Annotated in this window: 21 protein-coding genes and 1 tRNA gene; 8 read left to right on the top strand and 14 right to left on the bottom strand. The window is 63.0% G+C overall.

Features of this window, described 5'->3' with window-relative positions; all coding sequences use genetic code 11:
- Positions 1-41 precede the first annotated feature (41 nt).
- Entirely contained in the window at positions 42-1,013 is a 972-nt protein-coding gene (locus tag M1L53_RS08675; RefSeq protein WP_042448870.1) for an SGNH/GDSL hydrolase family protein, read from the top strand.
- Between the two features lie 121 nt (positions 1,014-1,134).
- Entirely contained in the window at positions 1,135-2,352 is a 1,218-nt protein-coding gene (locus M1L53_RS08670) for an acetyl-CoA C-acetyltransferase (protein WP_019744600.1), read from the top strand.
- A gap of 66 nt (positions 2,353-2,418) precedes the next feature.
- Here M1L53_RS08670 and M1L53_RS08665 read toward each other — a convergent pair whose 3' ends face one another.
- The 8 genes from M1L53_RS08665 to M1L53_RS08630 all read right to left on the bottom strand — a co-directional run bounded on the left by M1L53_RS08665 (position 2,419) and on the right by M1L53_RS08630 (position 12,799).
- Positions 2,419-3,174: an enoyl-CoA hydratase/isomerase family protein gene (locus M1L53_RS08665; protein ID WP_007728809.1), complete on the bottom strand. Its 756-nt coding sequence runs from the start codon at positions 3,172-3,174 to the stop codon at positions 2,419-2,421.
- Positions 3,175-3,294: 120 nt separating this feature from the next.
- Positions 3,295-4,146, bottom strand: coding sequence for a Bax inhibitor-1/YccA family protein (locus tag M1L53_RS08660; protein ID WP_003943280.1), 852 nt, complete (start codon positions 4,144-4,146; stop codon positions 3,295-3,297).
- Positions 4,147-4,340: 194 nt separating this feature from the next.
- Positions 4,341-5,477: a class I SAM-dependent methyltransferase gene (locus M1L53_RS08655; protein ID WP_007728811.1), complete on the bottom strand. Its 1,137-nt coding sequence runs from the start codon at positions 5,475-5,477 to the stop codon at positions 4,341-4,343.
- Between the two features lie 73 nt (positions 5,478-5,550).
- A complete protein-coding gene (locus M1L53_RS08650; RefSeq protein WP_003943290.1) occupies positions 5,551-6,237 on the bottom strand; it encodes a nitroreductase in 687 nt (228 codons plus the stop codon).
- A gap of 68 nt (positions 6,238-6,305) precedes the next feature.
- A complete protein-coding gene (locus M1L53_RS08645) occupies positions 6,306-7,211 on the bottom strand; it encodes a TIGR03619 family F420-dependent LLM class oxidoreductase (protein WP_054188769.1) in 906 nt (301 codons plus the stop codon).
- Positions 7,212-7,214: 3 nt separating this feature from the next.
- Positions 7,215-8,066, bottom strand: a complete 852-nt coding sequence (locus M1L53_RS08640) for an SDR family NAD(P)-dependent oxidoreductase (RefSeq protein WP_054188770.1) — start codon at positions 8,064-8,066, stop codon at positions 7,215-7,217.
- 46 nt (positions 8,067-8,112) lie between these two features.
- Positions 8,113-10,503, bottom strand: coding sequence for a bifunctional diguanylate cyclase/phosphodiesterase (locus M1L53_RS08635; RefSeq protein WP_142006232.1), 2,391 nt, complete (start codon positions 10,501-10,503; stop codon positions 8,113-8,115).
- Positions 10,496-12,799, bottom strand: coding sequence for a bifunctional diguanylate cyclase/phosphodiesterase (locus M1L53_RS08630; protein WP_232319109.1), 2,304 nt, complete (start codon positions 12,797-12,799; stop codon positions 10,496-10,498). Before M1L53_RS08630 ends, M1L53_RS08635 begins: the two co-directional genes overlap by 8 nt.
- Before the next feature lie 296 nt (positions 12,800-13,095).
- On the opposite strand from M1L53_RS08630, the gene M1L53_RS08625 reads away from it, so the two are divergent.
- The 3 genes from M1L53_RS08625 (at position 13,096) to M1L53_RS08615 (ending at position 15,888) form a co-directional block, all read left to right on the top strand.
- Complete coding sequence (locus M1L53_RS08625) at positions 13,096-13,773, top strand: tellurium resistance protein TerA (protein ID WP_007728823.1); 678 nt, start codon at positions 13,096-13,098, stop codon at positions 13,771-13,773.
- 289 nt (positions 13,774-14,062) lie between these two features.
- Positions 14,063-14,257, top strand: coding sequence for a hypothetical protein (locus M1L53_RS08620; protein WP_007728824.1), 195 nt, complete (start codon positions 14,063-14,065; stop codon positions 14,255-14,257).
- 944 nt (positions 14,258-15,201) lie between these two features.
- Entirely contained in the window at positions 15,202-15,888 is a 687-nt protein-coding gene (locus M1L53_RS08615; protein WP_042448887.1) for a hypothetical protein, read from the top strand.
- Between the two features lie 93 nt (positions 15,889-15,981).
- On the opposite strand, the gene M1L53_RS08610 is transcribed toward M1L53_RS08615, so the two are convergent.
- The 6 genes from M1L53_RS08610 to M1L53_RS08585 form a co-directional block, all read right to left on the bottom strand.
- Positions 15,982-16,058 (bottom strand) — tRNA-Leu (locus M1L53_RS08610).
- A gap of 34 nt (positions 16,059-16,092) precedes the next feature.
- Complete coding sequence (locus M1L53_RS08605) at positions 16,093-17,058, bottom strand: Ppx/GppA phosphatase family protein (RefSeq protein ID WP_054188772.1); 966 nt, start codon at positions 17,056-17,058, stop codon at positions 16,093-16,095.
- Positions 17,055-17,600 (bottom strand): DUF501 domain-containing protein, encoded by a 546-nt coding sequence (locus M1L53_RS08600; RefSeq protein ID WP_003946286.1) that lies wholly within the window; start codon positions 17,598-17,600, stop codon positions 17,055-17,057. The genes M1L53_RS08605 and M1L53_RS08600 overlap by 4 nt, the downstream gene beginning before the upstream one ends.
- Positions 17,597-18,322, bottom strand: coding sequence for a septum formation initiator family protein (locus M1L53_RS08595; protein WP_074447086.1), 726 nt, complete (start codon positions 18,320-18,322; stop codon positions 17,597-17,599). The genes M1L53_RS08600 and M1L53_RS08595 overlap by 4 nt, the downstream gene beginning before the upstream one ends.
- Positions 18,323-18,342: 20 nt before the next feature.
- Positions 18,343-19,629, bottom strand: a complete 1,287-nt coding sequence (eno, locus tag M1L53_RS08590; RefSeq protein WP_003946309.1) for a phosphopyruvate hydratase — start codon at positions 19,627-19,629, stop codon at positions 18,343-18,345.
- Between the two features lie 214 nt (positions 19,630-19,843).
- On the bottom strand, positions 19,844-20,656 hold the full coding sequence (locus tag M1L53_RS08585; RefSeq protein WP_116058051.1) for a lytic transglycosylase domain-containing protein: 813 nt from the start codon (positions 20,654-20,656) through the stop codon (positions 19,844-19,846).
- Positions 20,657-20,796: 140 nt separating this feature from the next.
- On the opposite strand from M1L53_RS08585, the gene efeU reads away from it, so the two are divergent.
- The 3 genes from efeU to efeB are packed head-to-tail and all read left to right on the top strand — an operon-like array spanning position 20,797 to position 24,125.
- Positions 20,797-21,699, top strand: coding sequence for an iron uptake transporter permease EfeU (gene efeU, locus M1L53_RS08580; protein WP_003946279.1), 903 nt, complete (start codon positions 20,797-20,799; stop codon positions 21,697-21,699).
- A 14-nt stretch (positions 21,700-21,713) separates the two neighbouring features.
- Positions 21,714-22,844, top strand: coding sequence for an iron uptake system protein EfeO (efeO, locus tag M1L53_RS08575; RefSeq protein ID WP_007728830.1), 1,131 nt, complete (start codon positions 21,714-21,716; stop codon positions 22,842-22,844).
- A complete protein-coding gene (gene efeB / locus M1L53_RS08570) occupies positions 22,845-24,125 on the top strand; it encodes an iron uptake transporter deferrochelatase/peroxidase subunit (protein ID WP_007728831.1) in 1,281 nt (426 codons plus the stop codon).
- The last annotated feature ends 12 nt before the right edge of the window (positions 24,126-24,137 follow it).

The following is a 24,137-nucleotide window of genomic DNA, read 5'->3' as shown; positions in this document are numbered from 1 at the left end:
TGCGCGCGGACGTCGGGCGAAGGTGGTGCAATCCGGCTAGATTGGCAAGTGTGAGTCGAACCGGACTGAAAGCGTCGGTGGCCACGGTGGTGGCCGGATCGAGTGCAGGCACGCTCTCCTGGTTGGGCTACAACTATCTGATGTCGCAGGCGGGGGCGGCCCGCGGGGTGATCGGTCGCAATATCGCCAAGCCACCCGAGGCGGACGGGGTGTACGCACCCGGCGCCGACAACCCGGAACTCTGGTGGCGGGCCGTGCCCTTCGATCTCCACTTGATGATCTTCGGCGATTCCTCTGCGGCCGGCGTCGGCGCGCTGACGGCCTCGGAAGTACCGGGTGTTCAGGTCGCGAAGCTGCTTGCGAGTGAAACCGGGAAGCGAATCCGTTTGAGCACCAAGGCCATCGGGGGCGCCACCTCCCGCGGGTTGAGTGGGCAAGTCGACGCCATGTTCGTCGCCGGTCCTCCCCCGGACGCTGCGGTGATCCTGATCGGCGCCAACGACGTCACCGCCAAGAACGCGATTCACGCGTCGGCTAAACGCCTCGGCGACGCGGTTCGACGCTTACGCGAGAGCGGCGCCGTCGTTGTTGTCGGCACCTGCCCGGATCTGGGGGTGGTCACGGCGATCCCGCAACCTCTGCGCTCCGTGGTGCGCGAATGGGGCCATCGCCTCGCACTCGCCCAGGCGGCCGCGACCAGAAACGCCGGGGGTCATCCCGTTCCACTGGCCGACCTGCTGGCCAAGGAATTCCTGGCCTCGCCCGACACGATGTTCTCGGCCGACCGTTTCCATCCGTCCGCGGCCGGATACGAACTCGCGGCGAAGCAGATCGTCCCGGTTCTCGCGTCGGCTCTGGGTGAATGGCAGGGTGGCCCGCTACCCGAGCTCCCCCACGTTTCAGAGGCGGCGCAAGCCCGCACCGTCGCGGCCCGACTGACGGCGGCGGCAACCCAGTGGAAAGCCTTCGCGAGACGCACCAAACCTGCAGGTCAGCGCCCCGACGTCAACTGAGTGAGACTGCGTGACCACCATCTGGGAGCGGCAACGTAAATTGTAAGTCGAAGCTGCATTCAACTTGCCCTGCTCGACGGCGTTTCAAGCCGCCCTCGAGCAGTACACAAAAGGAGTTTTCATGCCCGAGGCAGTAATCGTCTCAGCAGTACGGTCGCCCATCGGCCGCGCAATGAAGGGTTCGCTCAAGGACATCCGCCCGGATGACCTCGCAACTCAGATGGTTGCCGCCGCGTTGGCAAAGATCCCCGAGCTCGACCCCACCGAGATCGACGACCTCATGCTCGGTTGCGGCCAGCCCGCCGGTCAGTCGGGCTTCAACATCGCCCGCGTCGTCGCCGTCCAGCTCGGCTACGACTTCCTCCCCGGTGTCACGGTCAACCGTTACTGTTCCTCCTCGCTGCAGACCACCCGCATGGCGCTGCACGCCATCCGCGCAGGCGAGGGCGACGTCTTCATCTCCGCCGGCGTCGAGTCCGTCTCCAGCTTCATCACCGGCAACGCCGACGGCCTCCCCAACACCAAGAACCCGCTCTTCGACGCAGCGCAGGCCCGTAGCGCCAAGCTCGCCGAAGGTGGAGTCGCCTGGACCGATCCTCGCGAAGAGGGCCTGATCCCCGACGTGTACCTGGGCATGGGCCAGACCGCGGAGAACGTCGCTTCCGCCACCGGAATCACCCGCGAAGACCAGGACCGCTGGGCAGTTCGCAGTCAGAACCGCGCCGAGGAAGCCATCGCTCGCGGCTTCTTCGAGCGTGAGATCACGCCCGTCACGCTCGCCGACGGCACCGTCGTCTCCAAGGACGACGGCCCCCGCGCCGGCACCACCTACGAGGGCATCAGCGGCCTCAAGCCCGTCTTCCGCCCCGACGGCACCGTCACCGCCGGCAATGCCTGCCCGCTCAACGACGGCGCAGCCGCACTGGTGATCATGTCCGACACCAAGGCAAAGGCACTCGGCCTGACCCCGCTCGCTCGCATCGTCTCCACCGGCGTCTCGGGCCTGTCCCCCGAGATCATGGGCCTCGGCCCGATCCAGGCCGTCAAGAACGCCCTGAAGATCGCCGGCAAGTCGATCTCCGACATCGACCTGTTCGAGATCAACGAGGCATTCGCAGTGCAGGTCCTCGGATCCGCTCGCGAACTGGGCATCGAAGAGGACAAGCTCAACATCTCCGGTGGCGCGATCGCGCTGGGTCACCCCTTCGGTATGACCGGTGCCCGTATCACCAACACCCTGATCAACAACCTGCAGGAGCAGGACAAGACCTTCGGCGTCGAGACCATGTGTGTCGGCGGCGGACAGGGCATGGCAATGGTGATCGAGCGCCTCAGCTGATCCCCTGAGCACGTCGAAAGCGGCCGCCCGGCTTCTGCCGGGCGGCCGCTTTCGTGTGGTCGGGTTTCAGGTAGTCGTGAACTTCCGAGCAAAACTCCCCAACTCGCGAATCAACTCTCGCGCAGCGTCGTCCTCACGCTGCACGGCAGCGCGAGCTTCGTCCGCCCATCCGTGACGGAGCAGTCGTTTGGCGGCAAGAACTGCCGGTCCGACGTTGGCGGCAATCTGCTCGGCGCTCTCCCGAGCACGGATGTGAACCTCTTCGGCCGGTACGGCCACGTTCGCCAGTCCGTAGTCGGCCGCTTCGACGCCGCTGAGCCACCGGGCCGACAGGATCAGCTCGGCGGCTCGCTGCGTTCCGATCACCTTGGGCAGCAACCAACTACTGGCAGCTTCGGGAGCGGTACCCAGCGAAGTGAACGGTGCCCGCAGACGTGCGTCCTCGGCAACGTAGACGACGTCGCAGTAAAGCAGCATGGTCAGGCCGATGCCGACGGCAGCGCCGTGTACCGCGGCGATCAATGGCTTCGGGAACTCCACCAGCGCGACGATCAGCGGCGCGAATGCGTGGCCGAAGTCGGCGTTGTCTGCGCCTGGTTCGGCGAGTGCGCGTAGGTCGACGCCACTGGAAAATGCCTTGCCTGCACCCTCGACGATCACCACGGCCACGGCTTCGTCCGACGCCGCGTCGTCGAGCGCCTTGGTGAACGCTCGAAAACCGGCTGCATCAAATGCGTTCAGGCGACTCGGATTATTGAAGGTCAGCGTTCGCACTGCTCCGGCATCCGCGACCAGGATGGGTTCAGAGGTGTTTGTCGACATTCGCTCCCCTTCGTTCCAAACCAAGCAGTTGCTAGGTATCCAAGCACCGTAACCGTCCACAGACGACAAAAGAAGGGCCCCTCGCGGGGCCCTTCTTCGTGTTACGGATCGACTCGAGAACTAGTCGTTGTTGAAGTAGCTCAGCAGACGCAGGATCTCGACGTACAGCCAGACCAAGGTGACGGTGAGGCCGAATGCGACGCCCCAGGCTGCCTTCTCGGGCGCCTGTGCGCGGATCAGCTGATCAGCGGCGTCGAAGTCGAGCAGGAAGCTGAAGGCTGCGATGCCGATGCAGACGAGGCTGAAGATGATGGCGAGCGTTCCGCCGTCACGCAGTCCCAGTCCGCCCTCGACGAAGAAGCTCGCGACGAGGTTACCGAGGGCCAGAACGACAACGCCGATCAACGCGCCGATGATCATTCGCGTCAGACGCGGTGTCACCCGGATCGCACCGGTCTTGTAGACGACCAGCATGCCGAAGAACACGCCGAACGTTCCGAGGACTGCTTGCGCGATCAGTGCGGATCCGCCGACGCCACCGAATTGAATATCAGTGAACATGAACGACAGCGCACCGAGGAACAGACCCTCGGCGACGGCGTACGCCAACACGATTGCCGGGTTGTCCATCTTGCGGCCGAACGTAGCGACCAGAACCAGAACGAGGCCGACGAGACCGCCGCCGATGACCAGCGGGGTAGCGAGGTCGACGTTGTTGTTGACCAGGAAGTACGACACCAGTGCCGAGATCGTCAGCACACCGAGCGTGATGCCCGTCTTGGTGACGACGTCGTCGATCGTCATGGCCCGCGAGGTGGGACCGGTCTGGTACGGCTCGGCCGGAGCGTACTGCGGCTGACCGAACTGCTGGGTTGCCTGCGAGGCGCCCGCCGTCGCAGATCCGAACGAGGCGTATCCGTTGCCCTCTTGCTTGGGCAGATTGCGGAACACCGGGTTGCTGGTGGTGCGCACCGTGATCATCCCTTCATCGTGGTGGCCTACGACGGGTGCGTCGCGGGTTCGCCGGACGGATCCGAGTTTCCGACACGGTCCGTGTACCTGACTAAAAGTAAAGCACTCGTAATTTACAACGTCGAAGCTTCGGTTGTAGTTCCCGGCGCATTTCCGGAAGATCAACACTCTTCGACACTCGTCCCTTTTCGATACTAGGACGGTTTGACCGACTTCATCACGATGAACTTCGCGTTCTTCGCCATCGCCTCGCTCGGACCCACCGCGGCTTTCAACGGTTCGCGATACCCCAGATGCGCGTTGTGAACAGTCCACAACTCGCCACCGGGACGCAGGACACGGCCGGCAGCTTCGAACATCTTGAGTGCTCCGCCGGTGTGGACCGCCGCGCCGACGTGGAACGGCGGGTTCAACAGAACCAGATCCGCGCTCGCACTGGGCAACGAACTCACGGCGTCGTCGCGCAGGCCGCTCACTCGATCGCCGACGCCATTTGCGGACGCGGTCGCCAGAGCCGAAGCGACGGCTGCCGAGGACTGATCCGTTGCGATCACGTGCACGTCCGGGAACTTCCGCGCGATCGCCGCCGCGAGAATGCCGCTGCCACAACCCAGATCGATCACGTCGCTCAGCGGATCGACCGCAATCTTTCCGAGGTTCTCCAGGAGCAACCGGGTGCCGATGTCCAGGCTCGCACCGGCAAACACTGCGCCGTGAGCAACGACGTCGAGGTCGAATTCGTCGAGGCGTTCGGTCACCGGGAACGTGATAGCAACATCGGGCTTCGGTTCCGAAGCCTTGAGTACGCGGGACTTCTGACGCCCACGCGAGGCGCTGACGTCGGAAAACGATTCGCCGAGAACCTTGTTCATCGCCGGGGTGATGTGCTTGTCACGCCCACCGGCGAAGACACGAACCGCCGGGTCGGCGTGAAGCGCGATCAGCTGGGCGATCTCGGCAAGTTCGGCGAGGCTACGCGGCAATTGCATAAGCACGACGCGGGCGCCGCTGAGCAACTCCTCGTCCAGTCCGTGCGAGGTGAAGGCGTCACTGAATCCGAGTTCGCGCGCATTGTTCGCGAGGGCCAGCTCTCCGGTGAGCGGATCCTGGTGAACGCGCACGGCGGCGATTCCGTGCACGAGCGCAACACCGGCAGTCAGCGCACCGTAGTGATCGCCGATCACGACGACGGTGCCAGCCGGTGCCGCGGCAAGAGCGTCGGCGGCCTCGTCGAGGATCAGACGATCAGCCGCATCGACGGCAAAGAGATTGGGTGCCTCGACATCGGGGAATCGGCGCAGACGATCGAACAGTTCGGGTGTGTCGGACATGCCACCAGTCTTTCAGGTGGAACTACGCAACACTCAATCCCCCGACCAGCAGGTGATCAGTTCGACATCCCTGTCAGTTCGACATCCACTGCACGACGTTGTCGACGGTTTCGCGTTCGGTGCGGAATCCGTTCACCGGGTGGTCGGCGTCGGGGTATCCGAACGAGATCGCGCAGACAACCTTGCGAGTGTCGTCGATACCGAAATGCTCGTGAATGAACTTGGAGCTGCCCGCGAGCGCCGCCTGCGGAATGGTGGCGACCCCCAGACTCTGGGCCGCGAGCAGGAAGCTGTTCACGTACAACCCGCAGTCGACTGCGCCGTAGGTGCCCAATGCCTCGTCGGTGGTGATGATCGCGACGTGGGGAGCGCCGAAGAGCTCGAAATTCTTCATCGTCTGTGCCGCGGATCCGGCGCGGTCACCGTGCTCGATTCCGACGCTCGAATACAGCGCCATCGCGCAGTCGAACCGACGCGACTTGTAGATGCCCTGGTACGCGCGCGGGAACTCGAAGTCCGACTCCTGGGCGTTGGCCATCACGTACTCACCGAGGCCGGCGCGGAATCGCTCGGTGCCCTCCCCTTCGGTGATCGCGACCTGCCACGGTTGCGTGTTGCACCACGACGGCGTCTTCTGCGCCAGCCGAAGGATCTCCTCGATCACCTCACGTGGCACCTGACGGTCCTCGTAGGCGCGGCAGCTGATCCGGGCGTCGAGCAACGCTTCCAGGCTCGTATCCACGACGATGCTCTCGGTCATGTGTTCTCTCCTCGATCAGGCTGCACTACAACACTTCGCACGATAGAACTACCGCCTCGACGCAATCGTCAGCGGGTCACCTTTGCGAAGGCCGCCACCAGCTCGCCGAACTCTGCCATCGCCGCATCCGGATCCGGGTCTACTGCCGCCAGCGCGACCAGCACATCGGTGGCACCGGATTCGAGCAGCTGCTCGGCGCCGATCATCGTCGCCGGGAGGTCGATCGAACCGTCGGACCCGCGTACGACGGTCAGTCGCCCACGGACCTGCAATTCCGCTGGATCGCGTCCGAGATCCGCCATCGCTTTGCCGATGACGTCGATCCCTTCACGTAGGTCGTCGTCCGCGGCACCCATGATCGGAATCCACCCGTCACCCCAGGTTGCAACGCGTCGTACAACGGCCTTGGAGAGCGAACCGGACACCCAGATCGGGATTCCAGCGGCCGGACGGGGCGCGCAGTACACGTCGTCGAACTTCAGACGAGGGGTGTCGATGCTCGCCGGCGCCGAACTCCACAGGGCCCGGCACACTGCGAGAGTGTCGTCGAGCAGTGGTCCCCTTTTACCGAAGTCCATACCTGCCGCCTCGTATTCACGTTCCTGCCAACCTGTTCCGACGCCCAGGTCGAGTCGGCCCCCGGAGAGCAGATCGAGTGTCGCGGCCGTCTTGGCCAGTACCGCTCCCCCGCGCAGCGCCGCGATGACGATTCCGGTCCCCAAGCGAATTGTCTTCGTCTGTCCGGCAACAAAAGCCAGGACGGTCAGCGGCTCGAGCCAGTTGGCGTCGGGCTCGGTGGGGAACGCCGACCACGTGTACGCCGAGTTGTCCGAGCCCATCACCACGTGATCGGTGACGAGGACCCGGTCGAAGCCGGCAGCTTCCGCGTTCTGACAGACCTGCACGAGTTTCGCGTAGGAGTCCTCCGCGAGAGTGGTGCCGAAGTTGGGAACGTTCAGACTGAAAGTTGTCATGTGTCAAGCCTTTCGGGGCCGGTTGGTCCAGCCACCCTCTTCTGTGGGGAACCAGCCTCCGGCAGCGTGCGAGCCGCCGTCGACGTGGATCACGGTTCCGGTGATGTATCTCGCCAGGTCGGAAGCCAGGAACAGTGCGGGGCCGGCAATGTCGACCGGCTGGCCCGGTCCGCCCAACGGTGCCCACCCCGGCCACTTGTCCCAGTCGTCGGCGGGAACGATCGTGCGATACGGCACCTGTACCGACTCGATCAGATCCGGGGCAATGGCGTTGACGCGCACTCCGGTTCGACCGATCTCCACACCAAGGCTCCTGGTGAACTGTGTCAGCGCGGCCTTGTATGCCGAGTACATCGTGTGGCCCGGGATCGCTCGATGCGCCTCCACCGTCGTCAGGTTCACGATCGATCCACCCAAACCGCGGTCGATCAAGCCGGGAAGCAGGGCATGGGTCAGACGCACGACGTGATCGAAATTGATGCTGCCGGCCTCGGACCAGAAACCGGGATCCGTACCGGTGAACTCTGTCGGCGGGTTCAGGAAATGACCCACATTGTTCACAAGGACGTCCGGGGCGAACTCGGTCAACGCGACGGGGACTTCCCGCGTCCGCACGTCGTACTCGAGATAGTTGATCGAACCACCTGCAGCCGAGTCGAATTCGACGTCGCCAAGAGGAGCCACGTCGACAACCAGAATTGACGCGCCATGCGATGCAAATGCTCGAACAATCGCTGCGCCGATTCCCTGGGAACCGCCTGTGACCACTGCCTTCTTACCCACCAACATCGGCCCTGGGGAGTACGCCGATCCGACCACCACGAAGACACCCTTCTGCAGTTCGATGTGAAGCACTTCGGCGTACCGTCACACATCGAACGGCAAAACGGGCGCAAAGTTCTCACTCAGTGGTAGCCGCGACACCCCACCTGCTCGAACCGCCGAGTCGCCCATTCAAATAGCGCGGAATCTCGGCTGCCCGTATCGGCATTCCCTCGAGGTACCCCTGGATCACGTCACATCCGCACTCGGTCACTATCGCGCGCTGCCTCTCCGTCTCCACGCCCTCGGCGACGGTGTCCAGCCCCAGAGACTTGGCAATCGCGATGACGGCTCGCAAGACAGCGAACCTCGAATTCGAGGGATCCGCGTCCAGCGGTGCGACGAACGCCCGATCGATCTTCAACCGATCGAGCGGCAGCCGGGCCAAGCTGGCAACCGAGGAGAACCCTGTGCCGAAGTCGTCCATCGCAATGGCGATGCCGAGCGCCGAGAGCTGTACCAACACATCTCGGTCGGCGTCGTCGATGACCAACGATTCGGTCACCTCGATCTCGAGTCGGCTGGGGTGGAGGTTCACCTCGATCAGTGTCCGGCGTACCGAGTCGACGTATCGACTCGAACGCAGTTGCACCTGAGAAACATTGACGGCAACCCGAATGTCCTCCGGCCACGTTGTCGCCGCCGTGCAGGCAGCCCTCAGAACACCTGCACCGATCGGCACGATCAAGCCGGTTTCCTCGGCGACCGAAATGAAGTCTCCCGGCGAGACGAGACCTGAAGTCGGATGGTTCCACCGCAGCAGAGCCTCGAACCCGACGACAACTCCCGTCGCGGCCGAGACCTGTGGCTGATAAACCAACTCGAACTCTTCGTCGATCAACGCACGACGAAGATCCAACAATGCCCTGGCCCTACCCGTCGCACGATCCCGCAAAGTCGCATCGAAGGCGCGAATCTGGTTCCGACCGCTCTCCTTTGCGTGGTAAAGCGCGAGGTCCGCGACAATCACCAGGCCTTCGAGGCTGTCGGCGTCGTCGGGCATCGAGCCGTACCCCAGGCTGGCACGAATGCGAATCTGGTTGCCGACCAGTGAAAATGGTCGTTCGAATGAGTCGAGAATCGTTTGGAATCTCTTCTCCACCTCATCTGCACTCCCGATGTCGTCGAAGGCTACGTCGTCGAAGGCGATGGCGAACTCGTCACCCCCCAGTCGGCCACAGATCTCGTTCGATCGCAGAACGCTGTGCAGTCTGCCGGCAACATCGCGAAGCACGTCGTCTCCGATGTGGTGTCCCAACCGGTCGTTGATCGACTTGAAGTTGTCCAGATCCAGAATTGCCAGCCACACCCTGTGTCCGTCCCGAATCCGCGAAGACAGTTGAGCGTTGAAGCTGTACCGATTTCTGAGCCCGGTCAACGAATCGATCTCTGCCAATCGCAAGATGTTCTGGCGCTGGTGATACGAGTGCGTGATATCGGATCCGACACCGCGCCACCCGTAGGTCGCCCCATCGCCACTGCCCGGGTGACCTGACATCGACCACCAGCGAGTATCGCCCCGAACGACGACCTGCATGGTGAGGTCCCGAAACGCCGTCCCGGCTTGAAAATTCGCGGCGAGGAGATCAAGGGACTTCCTGCCCACATCTGTTCGGGACGCGCCGATCCCGATCAGGATCTCGTGCATTGTGCGGCCCCGAATCTGTGCTGCCGGCAAACCGACCTGCTCGGCGAATCGATACGACACGGTACTGGCGATACCGCGCGAATCGGTCTCCCAGAGCCAATCCTGTGCTCCGTCTTCGAGATCGTTGAGCAACAACTCGACGAGATCTCGTTCGTCCTCGGCTATGAGTTCGGCGCGTAGCCGTCTCTCGAAAAGTTTGGCCAACAGCAAAGTTCCGCTGTAGAGCGAACCTACAAAGACGACCAGCACCCCGATCAGCACGAAACGCGATGTGCCCGGTTCCGTCCAGAACGCCCCGGCCAACCCGACTCCCACCAGGCTGATCCAGACCACAGTGATTCCGCGAAACATCATGGTGGGAAACACGCCGACCGCGATCCCACCGATCAAGGTCGAGCTCAGTACCAACTCGTCACGAGGATCGAGCATCGGAAAGAGAACGAGAGCCAAGCACGCCAGGAGCACTCCCCAGACAATGATTTCGACTGTGAGTACCACCAGTTCGGTGGCCTGGGACTCGGAGACGCCGAGACGCGAGCGCCGGAGCCAATACACACTGAATCCAGCGCTCGACAACAGCATGACGCTCGACCAGGCGAAGGTGAACCATCCGGCATCCACCGGCAGAAGCACCACGATCGCTGACAAGGCAACCGCCGCGGTCAGAAACGACCACGGCAGTACGCGCGCGGTGAACCGCAGTCGTCGATCGAGTAGGCGACGGCGATCGTAATCCGAGAGGTGTTGTTCCGTGCCGCTGCGACCGAGTTTGCGCACCGACGTCCCGACGCGACGCCTACGGAGTACTGCCGGGTCATCCACGTCGGCCTGCTACCGCCGCTGCGACCGCGTCGACCGACATGGCTCCGCCGGCGATGTATCCCTGAACAGTCCTCACCCTTGCAGCGGCCACGGACTTCAAGTCTTCCTCACCGTCGACTCCCGAGACGACGACCTCCATTCCCAATGCGTCGACCAGATCCACGACAGCTTCGAGGATCGACCGTCCACCAGGCACTGCACCCGAAATGGAGCGTTCTATCCGGACTCGGGTGAACGGAAGGCCGGACAGTGATGCGAGCGAGGAGAATCCGGCGCCGAACTCGTCCACGGTCAGCGCGATTCCCATGTCCGCGATGGCGTGCAACGCAAACTTGGACTCGTCGGTGATCGCCGATGATTCGTTGAGTTGGAGCTCGAGCTGATGTGCACTGACACCTGATCGTCGAAGCGAGTCCCCTATCGCGACGACAAAGGAATCCGATTCGAGCTGACGCGTCGATACCGCGACGGCTACCCGCAGGTGATCAGGAAGGCGGGACGCCGCCTCGCAGGCCAACTCGAAGACGGTAGTCCCCAGTGAGTACGCCAAACCGGTGTCGTCTGCGACGCTCATGAATTCGGCGGACGTAACGGCACCGAGGCGGGCGTTGTGCCAGATCACGCGGACTTCCACGGCCACGATCTCGCGGGAAACCACGTCGATCCTGGGCAACAGCTCGAGTTCGAGGTCCTTCTCCGCGACAGTGTTTCCCAGATCTTCGAGCAGGCGGGCCCGCCGATCGGCCACGGACTTCATCGAGTCTCGATATTCACGTACGGCCCCGCGCCCGGATTCCTTTGCCGCGAACAAGGCCAGGTCCGCAGCGCCCATCATCTCGTCGGCGGAGGACGGCAGCTCGTCGGGGAGGTAGTACCCGATGCTGCATCCGATCTCCAACCGCGTACCGGCCACTGTGATCGGCTCGTGCAGAGTTTCGATGTAGCGGCCGAGCAGAGTACGAACTTGTGAGCTGTCACCCACATCGGTGAAAAGAACCGCGAACTCGTCTCCCCCCAGACGTGCGAACAACTGTGACACCCCGCCGGCTTCGGACAGGCGATCCGCGACCTCTCGCAGAACCGCGTCGCCAACGGTGTGTCCCAGTGTGTCGTTGACCGACTTGAAGTTGTCGAGGTCGAGCATGGCCAACGCGAGACCACTTTCGCTTGTGTACGGCTCGCGCAGCAGTCGCTCGAGCTCGGTCCAGAAGCTGTGCCGGTTCGGCATACCGGTGAGTGCGTCCACACGACCCATCCGCACGATCTCGTCACTCTGCAGTTTTACTTCCGTGACGTCGGAACCGACTCCTCGCCAGACGAACTCGTCGGGTGTACGGCCGGGGCGCGGGCGTCCGGAGATCTGCCACCACCGAATTTCACCGTGAACTCGGACCGGAACGAGCACGTCGACGAATGCGGTCTTCGTGTGGCGGGCCTGCTGCAACTCCATGAGCGCATCGATCCCGCCGGGGATCCGTAGGGTGCCCAACTCCATGAACAGGTCCTGCCACGCCGTTCCCTGCAACTCGGTGGAGTCCAGCCCCGCTTCGACCGCGAGCCGCGTCGGGATTCGGTTGAACTTGCCTTTCTGGTCCGTCTCCCACACGAAGTCCCCGGCGTTGCCTTCGAAGTCTTCGAGAAGCATCTGCACGACCGATCGTTCCGACGCGGCGCTCAATTCAGCTCGATAGCGAGATTCCAGGTTGCCCGAGACCACTATCGTGCCGCCGATCAGAGCCGCGCCATAGGCGATCATTCCAATGAGAATTCGTTCGAACTCGGGTCCCGGCTGAAGCCAGAATGCCACCCCGAGGATTATCAGATTGGACAGGACCCAGGTGACCCCCACCACTCGCAACATCGCGGTGGCCACGGCTCCGGCACCGGTGATCGATGTGGTGACCGCTATCAGGATCAGATCGCCGGAATCGTCCAGGATCGGGTACAGGACCAGGGCGAGCGAGGAATACAGGATCCCGACTACAGCAAATTCGACGACGAGAAACGCGTAGGACATCCGGTACGTGGGTGTGATCAGGTTGAAATGAATGGCGAGACCCACGCACATCCCCACCAACCCGATCACGCCGGACAGCAATGGCCACACACGCGGCAGCGGTCCGCCGTCCGGGGGAATTACATACAACGTCAGCCCGAGTGTGACGACGAGGTGGACGGCAGCGGCCCATGGCAGCACGCCGAAGGTAACGGCTATCTGCTCACGAGTTACGTCATCACGTTGGGCGGGCGTCAGTCTTTCTCTCTGGCGGGGTTGCAGAAGCGACAGGACTGGCATCACTTACCTCCCGCTCCCACGACGCAATTGAATCGGACGTCCGACTCAGCAATTCTTCCGTAATTGGACGTTGCCGTGTCAACCAGTGCGTCCACCCTATTTCGGAGTCGCGTCTGCCCACAGACACAGTAATCAGCAAACTGCTGGTCTGCCGCAAGTTGGCGCCGCAAGTTTGATGCCCATGGGTTGAAATCAGACATGAGGGACAATGGCCGGAGATCGCCGATCACGTCGGTGGAGATTCCTCGACGGGTAACACGATCGGACTCATTCGAGTTCAGACAAGGACTATCACGATGGCAATCGACTACACCCGACGTTCCGGCGAGTCCACTCCGTCGCAAGCGCCGGTCAGCTTGAGCAAGATCACGCTCACAAAATCGGCGCCGACGGTCAACCTCGCGAAGGCGGGTGAACGACAAGGCAATATGCGCGTGAACCTCAACTGGTCACAGGGGGCACCACCGAAGAAGACCGGTTTTCTCGCCAAGCTCGCCGGCGCAGGCTCTGGTGCGGTCGACCTGGACCTCGGATGCCTCTACGAACTTGCCGACGGGTCCAAGGGAGTAGTTCAGGCCTTGGGTAACAGTTTCGGTTCACTGACTTCTCCGCCCTACATCTCCCTCGACGGCGACGACCGCAGTGGTGCGAACACCGGCGGCGAGAACATGCACGTCAATCTTGGTGACCCAAGCGCTTTCCGGCGAATCCTGATCTTCGCGATGATCTACGACGGCGCTCCCAACTGGGCGGCGGTGGACGGCGTCGTCACCTTGTATCCCACCAACGGGCCGGAGGTGGAAGTGCGACTCGACTCCGCCAGCAACCAGGAGCGACTGTGCGCGATCGCTCTCATCCAGAGTTCAGGTCAAGGCGTGACGGTGACGCGCGAAGTTCAGTACATCAACGGCAGTCAGTCAGATCTCGATCGGGCCTACAACTGGGGAATGAAATGGGCTGCCGGACGAAAGTAGGGGCTGCGGACGGGATCTCCCCCATCCGAACGACAATGTCCGAATCATCCACAATGTCGCAAGTTACTGGATAGTGTCGAGAAGTGGGGTCGGACATGAGGGGTCACGCTCGACACCGATAGTGGGTCGGTGACGCTATGTGCTTGGCGGCGCCGACGTTCGACCGGAAAGGCCCTCGATTTCCCCCGAGATCGAGGGCCTTTTCGTATCTTGCGTCACTGTTCGCACCCTTTCATTAGTTGATCGTTAAACTAGGCGTTCGTCCAACATGCACCGATGGAGAACGTGAATGTCCACGAATTCAGATCGACGCCCGCGCCTGCCCGTGAGAATCGCCTACCTCGCCGCAGGAGTTCTCTTTGTCGCCGCCATGCTCCTGTTGGCAAGCGTCGTCAACCCTGATCGGGACCGCGATTTCTCGATGAACCACGTCCCCGCGGGGACGTCGACGACCGCCTTCGCCGCAACGTCCGACCTCGGCTAACGAAGGTACCGGTACGTAAGTGGCGCACGTCACGAACTGTGGGTAGTTTCAACGCCGATGGTTCGCCGTAGGTCGGTATTGAGAGGGACGGCCAACCACTGCCCTGCCTGGTTGCCCCACCCAAGCAGGCAGGGCACCCCAGATCAGGCAGGCACCCCCGATAATTTAAGCCTCAAGTAACTGTTACTCGGGAAAGACTTGTATCAAACCGGGGCGAATCGTACATTTCATCCGGCAGTCGGCCTTCGTCCGACGCCTTTGCCGTCAATGTCGACGGAACTTCTCTGAACACCACCACAAGTCGGCCACTTGTCGTGACCGCATTCGTCCTCGCGAAAGGCTCGCCCATGTTCGATTTCTTCGGCGCAATCTCCGGCTTCTTCGGCCTACTGTTCGGCACCGGCTCGTCGAGCGGGAGCTCGGGAGGAAGCAGCGACGCACCCGTCGCGCCGCCTACCTGATCCACAAGCCTCACCCGGCACCGATCCGCCGGGTGAGGCTCTCGCCAATCTCTTTGAAACACAACGTAACAGCACTTCAACTCCACCGACTTTTCTGCGGATTCACGCCTACGCACTCCGGCGTCCGGACAGTTTCACCACATCGCCTGCAGTAATGGGTCCTGTGTCCGCCATTCTCCGCCGAGGCACACCCGCAGACCTCCCAACCGACAAGGCATGTGTTCGCCGTGAGCCGGTGTCCGTTGGGGCAGCAGTCCGGGGATTGCTCGGTCAACCGCATCTCCACATTTTCGCACACATGTTCGACAACTTGGTACTGCACGCTGCACATTCGATTGCACCGGCCGCTTCCGGTCGGCCCGAGCGCAACTATCCCTTCCGTCACTTCGGTCTGCTTTAATACGAAGGCTTTGTCGGGGGTTTACCAATGTCCGAAGTTGTCGAGTTTCTGCGAGCACACGCAGGCGAACACGGGGTTGAACTATGGGTTTCTTCAAGAAGGCGGCTGTGACTGCTCTAGCGGTCACTGCAGTCGGAGCATCAACAGGGATCGCATCAGCTGATCCGTCGACCGACGTGAATTACGAAGCGAAGGTCGTCGACAAGTCGATCGTCACCACCATCGACGCCGGGTTGTTCAAGGTGTCCGGCGACGGCAAGTCCGTCGTCTTGCAGGACAGCAAGGGAGCCGACCTTGTTTCCCTGCCTCTCGCATACAACCTCGGGGATCTACAGTTCCCCTTCGATCGCACGATCAGTGAAGACGGTAAGACCCTCACGCTGACACCGATCACCGATTCGGCGAAGGCAACACCTCGACCCGAGAGTGCGCCTGCGGCAAAAGAATGGACGCCCGTCGCCTCGCCCGAGGAGAATGATCGGGCGATTGCGCACTTCCAGAGCCAACTCGGACTCGGCACTCAGGTCGGCAGCCTGCTCGGCACCATCGTCGGCGCCGGAATCGGTTGCGCTGTCGGCGCTCCGCTGGGCTTGACCATCGTCGGACTCCCCGTCGCCGCGGCACTGTGCCTGGGTGGCCTCGCAACAGGCGCCGGAATCGGCGGTGTCGCCGGAACGATCCTCGGCGGCGGCGGCGCGGCTGTCGTAGCCGGCATCGATCTCGTCAACACGCTGAATGCTCCTGCAGGGACGACCGTCTGGGCTCAGTAGCCACTTGGTGGTCAGTCGCTGCTCCACGGAAAGCCCCGCCCGCCCGAAGAGGACGAGCGGGGTTTTTCGATTCAATGTGCAGGAGGATCTACGTGGTGCCCCCAGTCGGACTCGAACCGACACTTGACGGATTTTAAGTCCGTTGCCTCTGCCAATTGGGCTATGGGGGCCTTGCCGCACCCGACGGGTCGGGTGCGGCAGGGATCAGACTATCGGGTCGGTCTGAGCTACCGACATCGCGATGCCGTCGAGTATGTCGTGTTCGCTGACAACCAGTTCGGTGATCCCGGCTTCGGCTTCGAACGCTTGAGCCAGCACCGTGGTGATGATCGCTCCGCCGCCGATGACGTCCACCCGCCCCGGATGCATCGGGCCGAAGGCAGCACGATCAACCCGAGGCATAGCAATGAGACGCTCGCACACGTCGAACAGTTGATTGAACGAAATCCTCGACAGGTGCACCTTCTCGGCGTCGTACTCCGGAAGATCCTGCGCGATCGCGGCCAGCGTCGTCATGGTTCCAGCGACACCCACCCACGTGTGCGCCTTCTCGACGGGTACGGCCTCGAACGCCTCGGCAAGTTTCGCGGTCGCGAAAGCCGTCGCCTCGGAAACCTGCTCTGCTGTAGGCGGATCCGACGGTAAGCAACGCTCCGTGACGCGCACACAGCCGATGTCGGTGGAGTACGCAGCCTGGACGCCCGACGTGTCGCCGAGGACAACTTCGGTGGATCCGCCGCCGAGATCGACCACCACGAAGGGGCCCTCCGACGGATCGAGTTCTCCCACAGCACCGCTGAACGAGAGGCGCGCCTCTTCGTCGCCGGTGATGACCTCTGCTCCGGATCCGGGAATCACCGCGCCGAGCACGTCCCGCGTCATCGTGAAGAATTCTTCCCGATTCGCAGCGTCGCGAGTAGCCGAGGTGGCGACCATGCGAACGGCGGTTGCTCCGGCATCGGCGATCATCGACGCGTACTCGACCAGCGCGATCCGGGTGCGTTCGATGGCCTCGGGCGCGAATGTCCCTGTCGCATCAACACCTTGACCGAGTCGCACGACGCGCATCTCGCGCCGGACATCCACCAGACGACCGTCGGCGCCGACGTCGGCGATCAGCAGTCGAATGGAGTTGGTACCGCAATCGACTGCGGCGACACGGCGAGTCACCGGTCGGTGTTGTCGGCATCGTCGATGCCAGGCCAGTCCGCGGGAATTGCAGTGCCGCGCAGCTTTCCGTGACCGGCCAACGCGACGGACTCGTCACCGAGCGGATTGACGCCGGGTCCCTTGGCAAGCGAATGTGCCATCAGCACGTGCAGGCACTTGACACGATCCGGCATCCCACCGCCGGCAAAGTCGGTTCCCAGAGATTCGATCGCGTCACGCTCGGCAAGGTACGACTCGTATGCCCGTCGATAGGCCGCGGCAAGTTCCGGATCCTGGGTCAGGCGTTCGGTCATTTCACGCATGACGCCGGCGGATTCCTGACGGCTCGCTTCGGCAGTCAGTCGCGGGTCCGTGAGGTAGTACAACGTCGGGAACGGTGTTCCGTCCGGAAGTTTGGGGGCGGTCTTGACCACGCCCGGCTGACCGTCCGGGCTGCGGTACGCGATCTCGATCACTCCGCGTGGCTCACGGCCCAATTGAGCGGCAACGGCGTCGAGATCCGCTTGTGAAACCTGTGGGGAATTTTCGGACGTGTTGCTCACCCGGTGGGTACTCCTTGTTCTTCTGGCTCTATCGGCGCCAACGGCATCGGGGCCGGTGTCGTCGTCTCGGGAACCACTGGCGGTTCCGAAATCGTTTGCCACAGATCGCGATACCACGGACCTGTGAGCGGTGTTTCCTTTTCCTGCTTCTTCTCGGGTTCCTTGTAGTCACCGGGAAGCTGAACCTGGAACGGGGTCTCGCCCGGTTTGACGTACCGAAGGCGTTCTCGTGCAAGAGCTTCGATGTACGCAGGGTCGTCGAAGCGCGCGTTCTGCCCTTGCAGCTTTCGCAGTTCTTCCTCGAGTACCTGACGTTCGGCCGCCACCTGCGCGGCATCCGAACGCTGGCTGATGTAAGTACGGAGCGGCACTGCCAGTGTCAGCGCCAGCATGAGCACAACCATCGCGAGCACAACTGCCCGACTGGTGGACAAGCCGAAAATGGTGTTGTCCGACTTCGGAAGCCGAGACCAGAACTTGTTGGTTCCGCTCTTCCCCCGGGCCGACTTCGACCCTCGCGCCGACGCTTTCTCGGCGGAGACCCCCGGTTGCGCGGGGTCTGTCACAGCGGAATCGACTGCTTCCGGATCTACCGAAGGTTCCGACACGCGCGGGCGTCGGGCGCTGTCCCGACGCGCACGCGACGGTGTGTCCCCACGACGGGAACCACGACCCCCCGGACTTCCGCCGGGGGATCGTGGCTTACCGCGCTGTGCAGACACTACTGAATCTTAGATTTCCGTCAGGCCTCGAAAGCGAAGCGCGGGAACGCAACCTCGCCGGCGTAACGTGCTGCGTCGCCGAGGTTTTCCTCGATGCGCAGCAGCTGGTTGTACTTGGCAACGCGCTCGCTGCGTGCCGGAGCACCGGTCTTGATCTGGCCGCTGCCGACGGCAACCGCGAGGTCGGCGATGGTGGTGTCCTCGGTCTCGCCGGAACGGTGGCTCATCATCGTCTTGTAGCCGTTGCGGTGAGCGAGATCGACGGCGTCGAGGGTCTCGGTCAGGGTGCCGATCTGGTTGACCTTCACCAGGAGTGCGTTGGCCGCACCCTTGACGATGCCTTCTTCGAGGCGCTCGGGGTTGGTGACGAAGAGGTCGTCGCCGACGAGCTGGATCTTGTTGCCGATCTGATCGGTGAGTGCGACCCAGCCGTCCCAGTCGTCTTCGTCGAGCGGATCCTCGATGGAAACGAGCGGGTAGGCGTCGATGAGCTCGGCGTAGAACGCCGCCATCTCGGCCGCGGTGCGGTTCTTGCCCTCGAACTTGTAGCCGGTGCCGTCGGTGTAGAACTCGGTGGCAGCGACGTCGAGAGCGAGCGCGACGTCGGTACCCAGCTTGAGGCCGGTCTTGTTCACGGCGATCGTGATGAGGTCGAGTGCTTCCTTGGTGCCTGCGACGTCGGGCGCGAATCCGCCTTCGTCGCCGAGACCGGTGGAGAGGCCCTTCTCCTTGAGAACCGACTTCAGGGAGTGGTAGACCTCGGCGCCCCAGCGCAGCGATTCCTTGAAGCTCGGTGCGCCGATGGGAGCAACCATGAACTCCTGGACGTCGACACCGGTGTCTGCGTGTGCGCCACCGTTGAGGATGTTCATCATCGGGACAGGGAGAACGTGAGCGTTGGGGCCACCGACGTAGCGGAACAGCTCGAGGCCCGAGGACTCGGCGGCGGCGCGAGCCACGGCAAGCGAGGCACCGAGCAGAGCGTTTGCGCCGAGACGCGACTTGTCCGGGGTGCCGTCCGCGTCGAGCAGCGCCTGGTCGACCGTGCGCTGCTCGGTTGCGTCGATGCCGATGATGGCAGGAGCGATCTCGCCGAGCACAGCCTCCACGGCCTTCTCGACGCCCTTTCCGCCGTAGCGTGCGCCACCGTCGCGCAGTTCGACGGCTTCGTGCTCACCCGTCGAAGCGCCGGACGGCACCGCAGCCCTGGCGAAACTTCCGTCTTCGAGCAGAACCTCGACCTCAACCGTGGGGTTACCACGGGAATCAAGGATCTCGCGAGCTCCGACCTGCTCAATACTGGCCACTGTGTGGTTCTCCTTCGAATGGGCTTCGCATTGGGGCACGCTCTGCGTGCTTGACACTTGGGCTCCGACCCCTCCGGTCGAAAGAGGACCACGATCGCGGCTGGGCCTCTGCAGTGCCAGCACCTCTGTAGTGCCAGCACACAGCCTAACCGCACGGGCCGAAGGCTTCTTTATCGACGCGCGGTCACGGGTCCGACCTGCGGATCGATCACCGTCAGTCCGGCCGTACCCCGACTGAATACGCCGACGCACGATCACGAACGAGCGCGAGATAGTCGCCCGAGAGGTTGTACGCCATCAGTGCCTGCTGCCATCCGGCAGCGGAAGTGAGGTCTCCCCCGCGTGCACACAGGTAGCGGGCGGCCGTGAGGGCAGCGTCGTCGATGTTGTCGGGGTCCACCCGGCCGTCGCCGTTGGCGTCGACTCCCCATTTGAGCCACGTCTCGGGGATGAACTGCATGGGCCCCATCGCACGGTCGTGCACTGGATCGCCGTCCATCGCCCCGCCGTCGGTGTCGGGGATCTCGGCAACTCCCGGGCCACCGTCGAGAGGGATTCCCCGAATGATCGGAGCAACCTGGCCGAACGCGTCGACCGACGAGCCGTCGTAGGTCCCGTGGCGGCTCTCGACGCTGCCGATACCGGCCAAAGTTGTCCACCCGATTCCGCAGCCGGGAAGCGTCTCGGCCATCACCGCGGCGGCGTACCCGTAGGCCTCGAGTGCCGTCGTCCCGATCCCGATGTCGTCCGACAATCCCGCTGCCCAGTCGGCGAGTTGATCAGCACTGCGGCCGGGAGCATTGATGTCGATCGGCGGCGTCGGAGAGCCGGTACCTGGGGGTATGCCCTCGGGAATAGCAACCTTCGGTTCGTTCGATCCGCAAGCCACGACGCCTGCGCCCAGCAAAGCTGTTCCGGCAGCTACTGCTGCTACGGCTCGCGAGAGACGCCGGGGACTTCTGCGGGCTGCGGGAGTTCGGTACACCCCTCCATCATCCACATGCGAGTGAACTACTCCCGAATCCATTGGTAAAGAACAGCAAAAGTACAGGTGAGAGCATGGTTCGCCGTCGATGATGGAGTATCTTCTTCTGAGTTAAGGCTGGCCTAGCCTCATGCGTTCGTCAGAAGCTGTTGCACTCACTCAGTCAGGAGTCGCCCGTGCCCGTGTCGGTACTCGCTGCCGCGAGCACACCATCAGTTGCCACCCAGCTATTCGGCAGTGGCCTGATCGGTCTGCGCGAAGGCCTCGAAGCGGGCATCGTGGTGATGATTCTCGCCGCCTACCTCGTGAAGGCCCAGCGCAAGGACGCACTGAAATGGGTGTGGCTCGGCGTCGCGATCGCCGTCGCGATGGTGGCGATCATCTTCTTCGCGATCCACTACGGAACGTCGACGGTCGACGGCCTGACCGCAGAGATCATCGCGGGCGTTGCCTCCCTGATCGCCGTCGTCATCGTCACGATCATGGTCTTGTGGATGCGCACGGCCGCCAAAAACATTTCCGGAGATCTGAAAGCGGGGATGGAGAAGGCGTTGATCGCCGGACCCGTCGCCATCTTGTCGCTGTCGTTCTTCGCGGTCGGTCGTGAAGGCGTCGAGACTGCGTTGCTCATGGTCGGTTACGCCGAGAACACCGCAGGCAGCTCCTGGCCGTTGGTCGGACTGCTCCTCGGAATTCTCCTGGCCGCCGTCTTGACCGTCGCCATGTACTTCGGCGCCCTCCGTCTCAACCTGACGACCTTCTTCCGGTACACGGCGATCTTCCTCATCGTCGTAGCCGCCGGAATCCTCTCGTACGGTGTTCGCGCTCTGCAGACCGGAAACGTCCTGCCGGGCGGTTCGAATCTCGCGTTCAACCTGACACCCGGCTACGACCCGTCGACCTGGTACGGCACCGTCCTCGCCGGAATCTTCAACTTCCGCCCGGACCCGACCGTCCTGCAAGCCGTCGCATGGGTCGTCTACCTCGTAGTCGTCCTCGCGCTCTTCCTACGTCCCCTTCCGTCGAGCCCATCGGAACCGACAACCCCGCCTGCGCACGACACACACGTTCCCGAAAAATCCTGAGAGGCATTGCCGACATGCGTAAATCCACCCTCGTACTGGCCACGGCCGCGGTACTTCCCTTCTCCCTCGCCGCATGCACCGAGAAGACGACCGCGAGCGACGGCGACATCGTCGTCACGGCCACCGACGATTCGTGTGACGTCAGTGCCACCACTGGAACCACTGGCAGTTCGACGTTCCAGGTGACGAACAACGGCTCGAAGGTCACCGAGTTCTACGTCTTCGCCGAGGGCGATCGAGCGATGGGCGAAGTCGAGAACATCGGCCCCGGCCTTACCCGGCAGCTGATCGTCTCCCTCCCCGAGGCTGCGACCTATCAACTCGCGTGCAAGCCGGGCATGGTCGGAACCGGCATCCGTCAGGACTTCGTCGTCACGGGCGATTCGCAGGCGGCCACCGACGGGAGCGGCCAACTCGCCGAAGCTGCCGACGGCTACCGGAGGTACATCCGCAGCCAGATCGTCGCGCTGCAGGACACCGCAGCTCAGTTCGTCGCCGCCGTCCAGTCCGGCAACGTCGACCAGGCGAAGGCACTCTTCCCGATCGCACGTACCTACTACGAGCGCATCGAACCCGAAGCCGAGAGCTTCGGCGAACTCGATCCCAAGCTGGACCTGCGCGAAGCGGATCTGGAGCTCGGTCAGGTCTGGACGGGATTCCACCGCCTCGAGAAAGATTTGTGGGTGACCGGGCTTCAGCCGGATACCAACGCGGTCGCCGATCAACTGCTCGAAGACATTCAGTATCTTGCCGACCAGCTGAATGCCGAGGATTACACGATCGATCCAACCAAGATCGCCGGCGACGCCCAAGGACTGCTCGACGAGATCTCGACTTCCAAGATCACCGGTGAGGAAGACATCTTCTCGCACACCGACCTGTGGGATTTCCAGGCCAACGTCGACGGCTCGCAAGCGGCGATCGCGGCACTGAACCCGATCCTGCAGGAACGTGATCCCGAGCTCGCCCAGCGCATCGCTGACCGATTCGCCGACCTCGACGCTGCGCTGGCGCAGTTCCGGGTCGGCGACGGATTCGTGTACTACGACACCGTCACCGAGGCGCAGCGTCAGGAACTCTCGCGTAAAATCGATGCACTGTCCGCCGAGGTCAGCCAGGTCCAGGAAGTAGTCGCGGGACAGTAGATGACTGATTCACCAGAAGGCACACCCGCTGCGGAAAACGCAGCACCGCACGCAGTCTCACGGCGCCGACTGTTCGGCGCCGTGGGGGCCGGCGCCGTCCTGGCCGGTGCCGGTGCCGTCATCGGGCGGGTGACCGCCGACGAGAGTTCCGGCGCCGATCACGCAGACGTGGTCGCCTTTCGCGGCGAGCATCAGGCAGGCATCACGACGCCGGCCCAGGATCGTATGCACTTCGTCGCTTTCGATGTGACGACGAAGTCGCGCGACGAACTGATCACGCTGCTGCAGACGTGGACGGCGATGGCCGAACGAATGACGGCGGGTCAGGAAGCAACCGAGGACGGAGCGACCGGCGACGGTCCGTATGCACCACCGAGCGACACGGGTGAGGCACTCGATCTCGCGCCGTCGCAACTCACCCTGACCATCGGATTCGGACCGTCACTTTTCGACGACCGTTTCGGTCTCGCAAACAAGAAACCTGCTGCCCTGCTCGATCTCCCCCACTTCCGTGCGGACAACCTCGATCCGAATCGCAGCGGGGGCGACATCGCCATCCAAGCGTGCGCCAACGACCCCCAGGTTGCCGTCCATGCGATCCGCAACCTCGCGCGAGTCGCGTTCGGGACCGCGTCGGTCAAATGGTCACAACTCGGGTTCGGACGAACATCCTCGACCTCGACGACGCAGGCGACACCACGAAATCTGTTCGGGTTCAAGGACGGAACAGCCAACATCAAGGCGGAAGATCCAAACGCACTCGCCCAGCACGTCTGGGTTGATCCCACTGACGATCAGGCCTGGATGGCAGGCGGATCATTCCTCGTCGCCAGACGAATCCGCATGCTGATCGAGCAGTGGGATCGCGCAGTACTCAAGGAACAGGAAGCTGTCATCGGCCGCTCCAAACGGAGCGGAGCGCCGCTCGGTGGCAAGGACGAGTTCGACGAGCTCGATCTCGATTCCAAAATGGGACACGACTTCGTCATCCCGGAGGATTCACACGTGCGCCTGGCCTCTGCCGAGGAACTCGGTGGGATTCAGATCTTGCGCCGCGGATACAACTTCACGGACGGCTCCGATGGCTTCGGCCACCTGGACGCGGGACTGTTCTTCGTTGCGTACTGCCGGAATCCGGTCGAGCAGTTTATTCCGATGCAGCAAAACCTTTCACGACACGATGCGCTGAACGAATACATCCAGCACGTCGGTTCTGCGGTCTTCGCTTGCCCCGGCGGTCTCGCCGACGGCAAGGACTGGAGTTCCCAACTGTTCACCTGACGCGAGTCTCTG

The sequence above is a fragment of the Rhodococcus sp. T9N genome (genome assembly GCF_024436645.1).
In the GTDB taxonomy this organism is placed as follows: Bacteria; Actinomycetota; Actinomycetes; order Mycobacteriales; family Mycobacteriaceae; genus Rhodococcus_F; species Rhodococcus_F qingshengii.
Note: the sequence above shows the minus strand (reverse complement) of the source record. Positions and strands in the feature narration are given on the sequence as shown.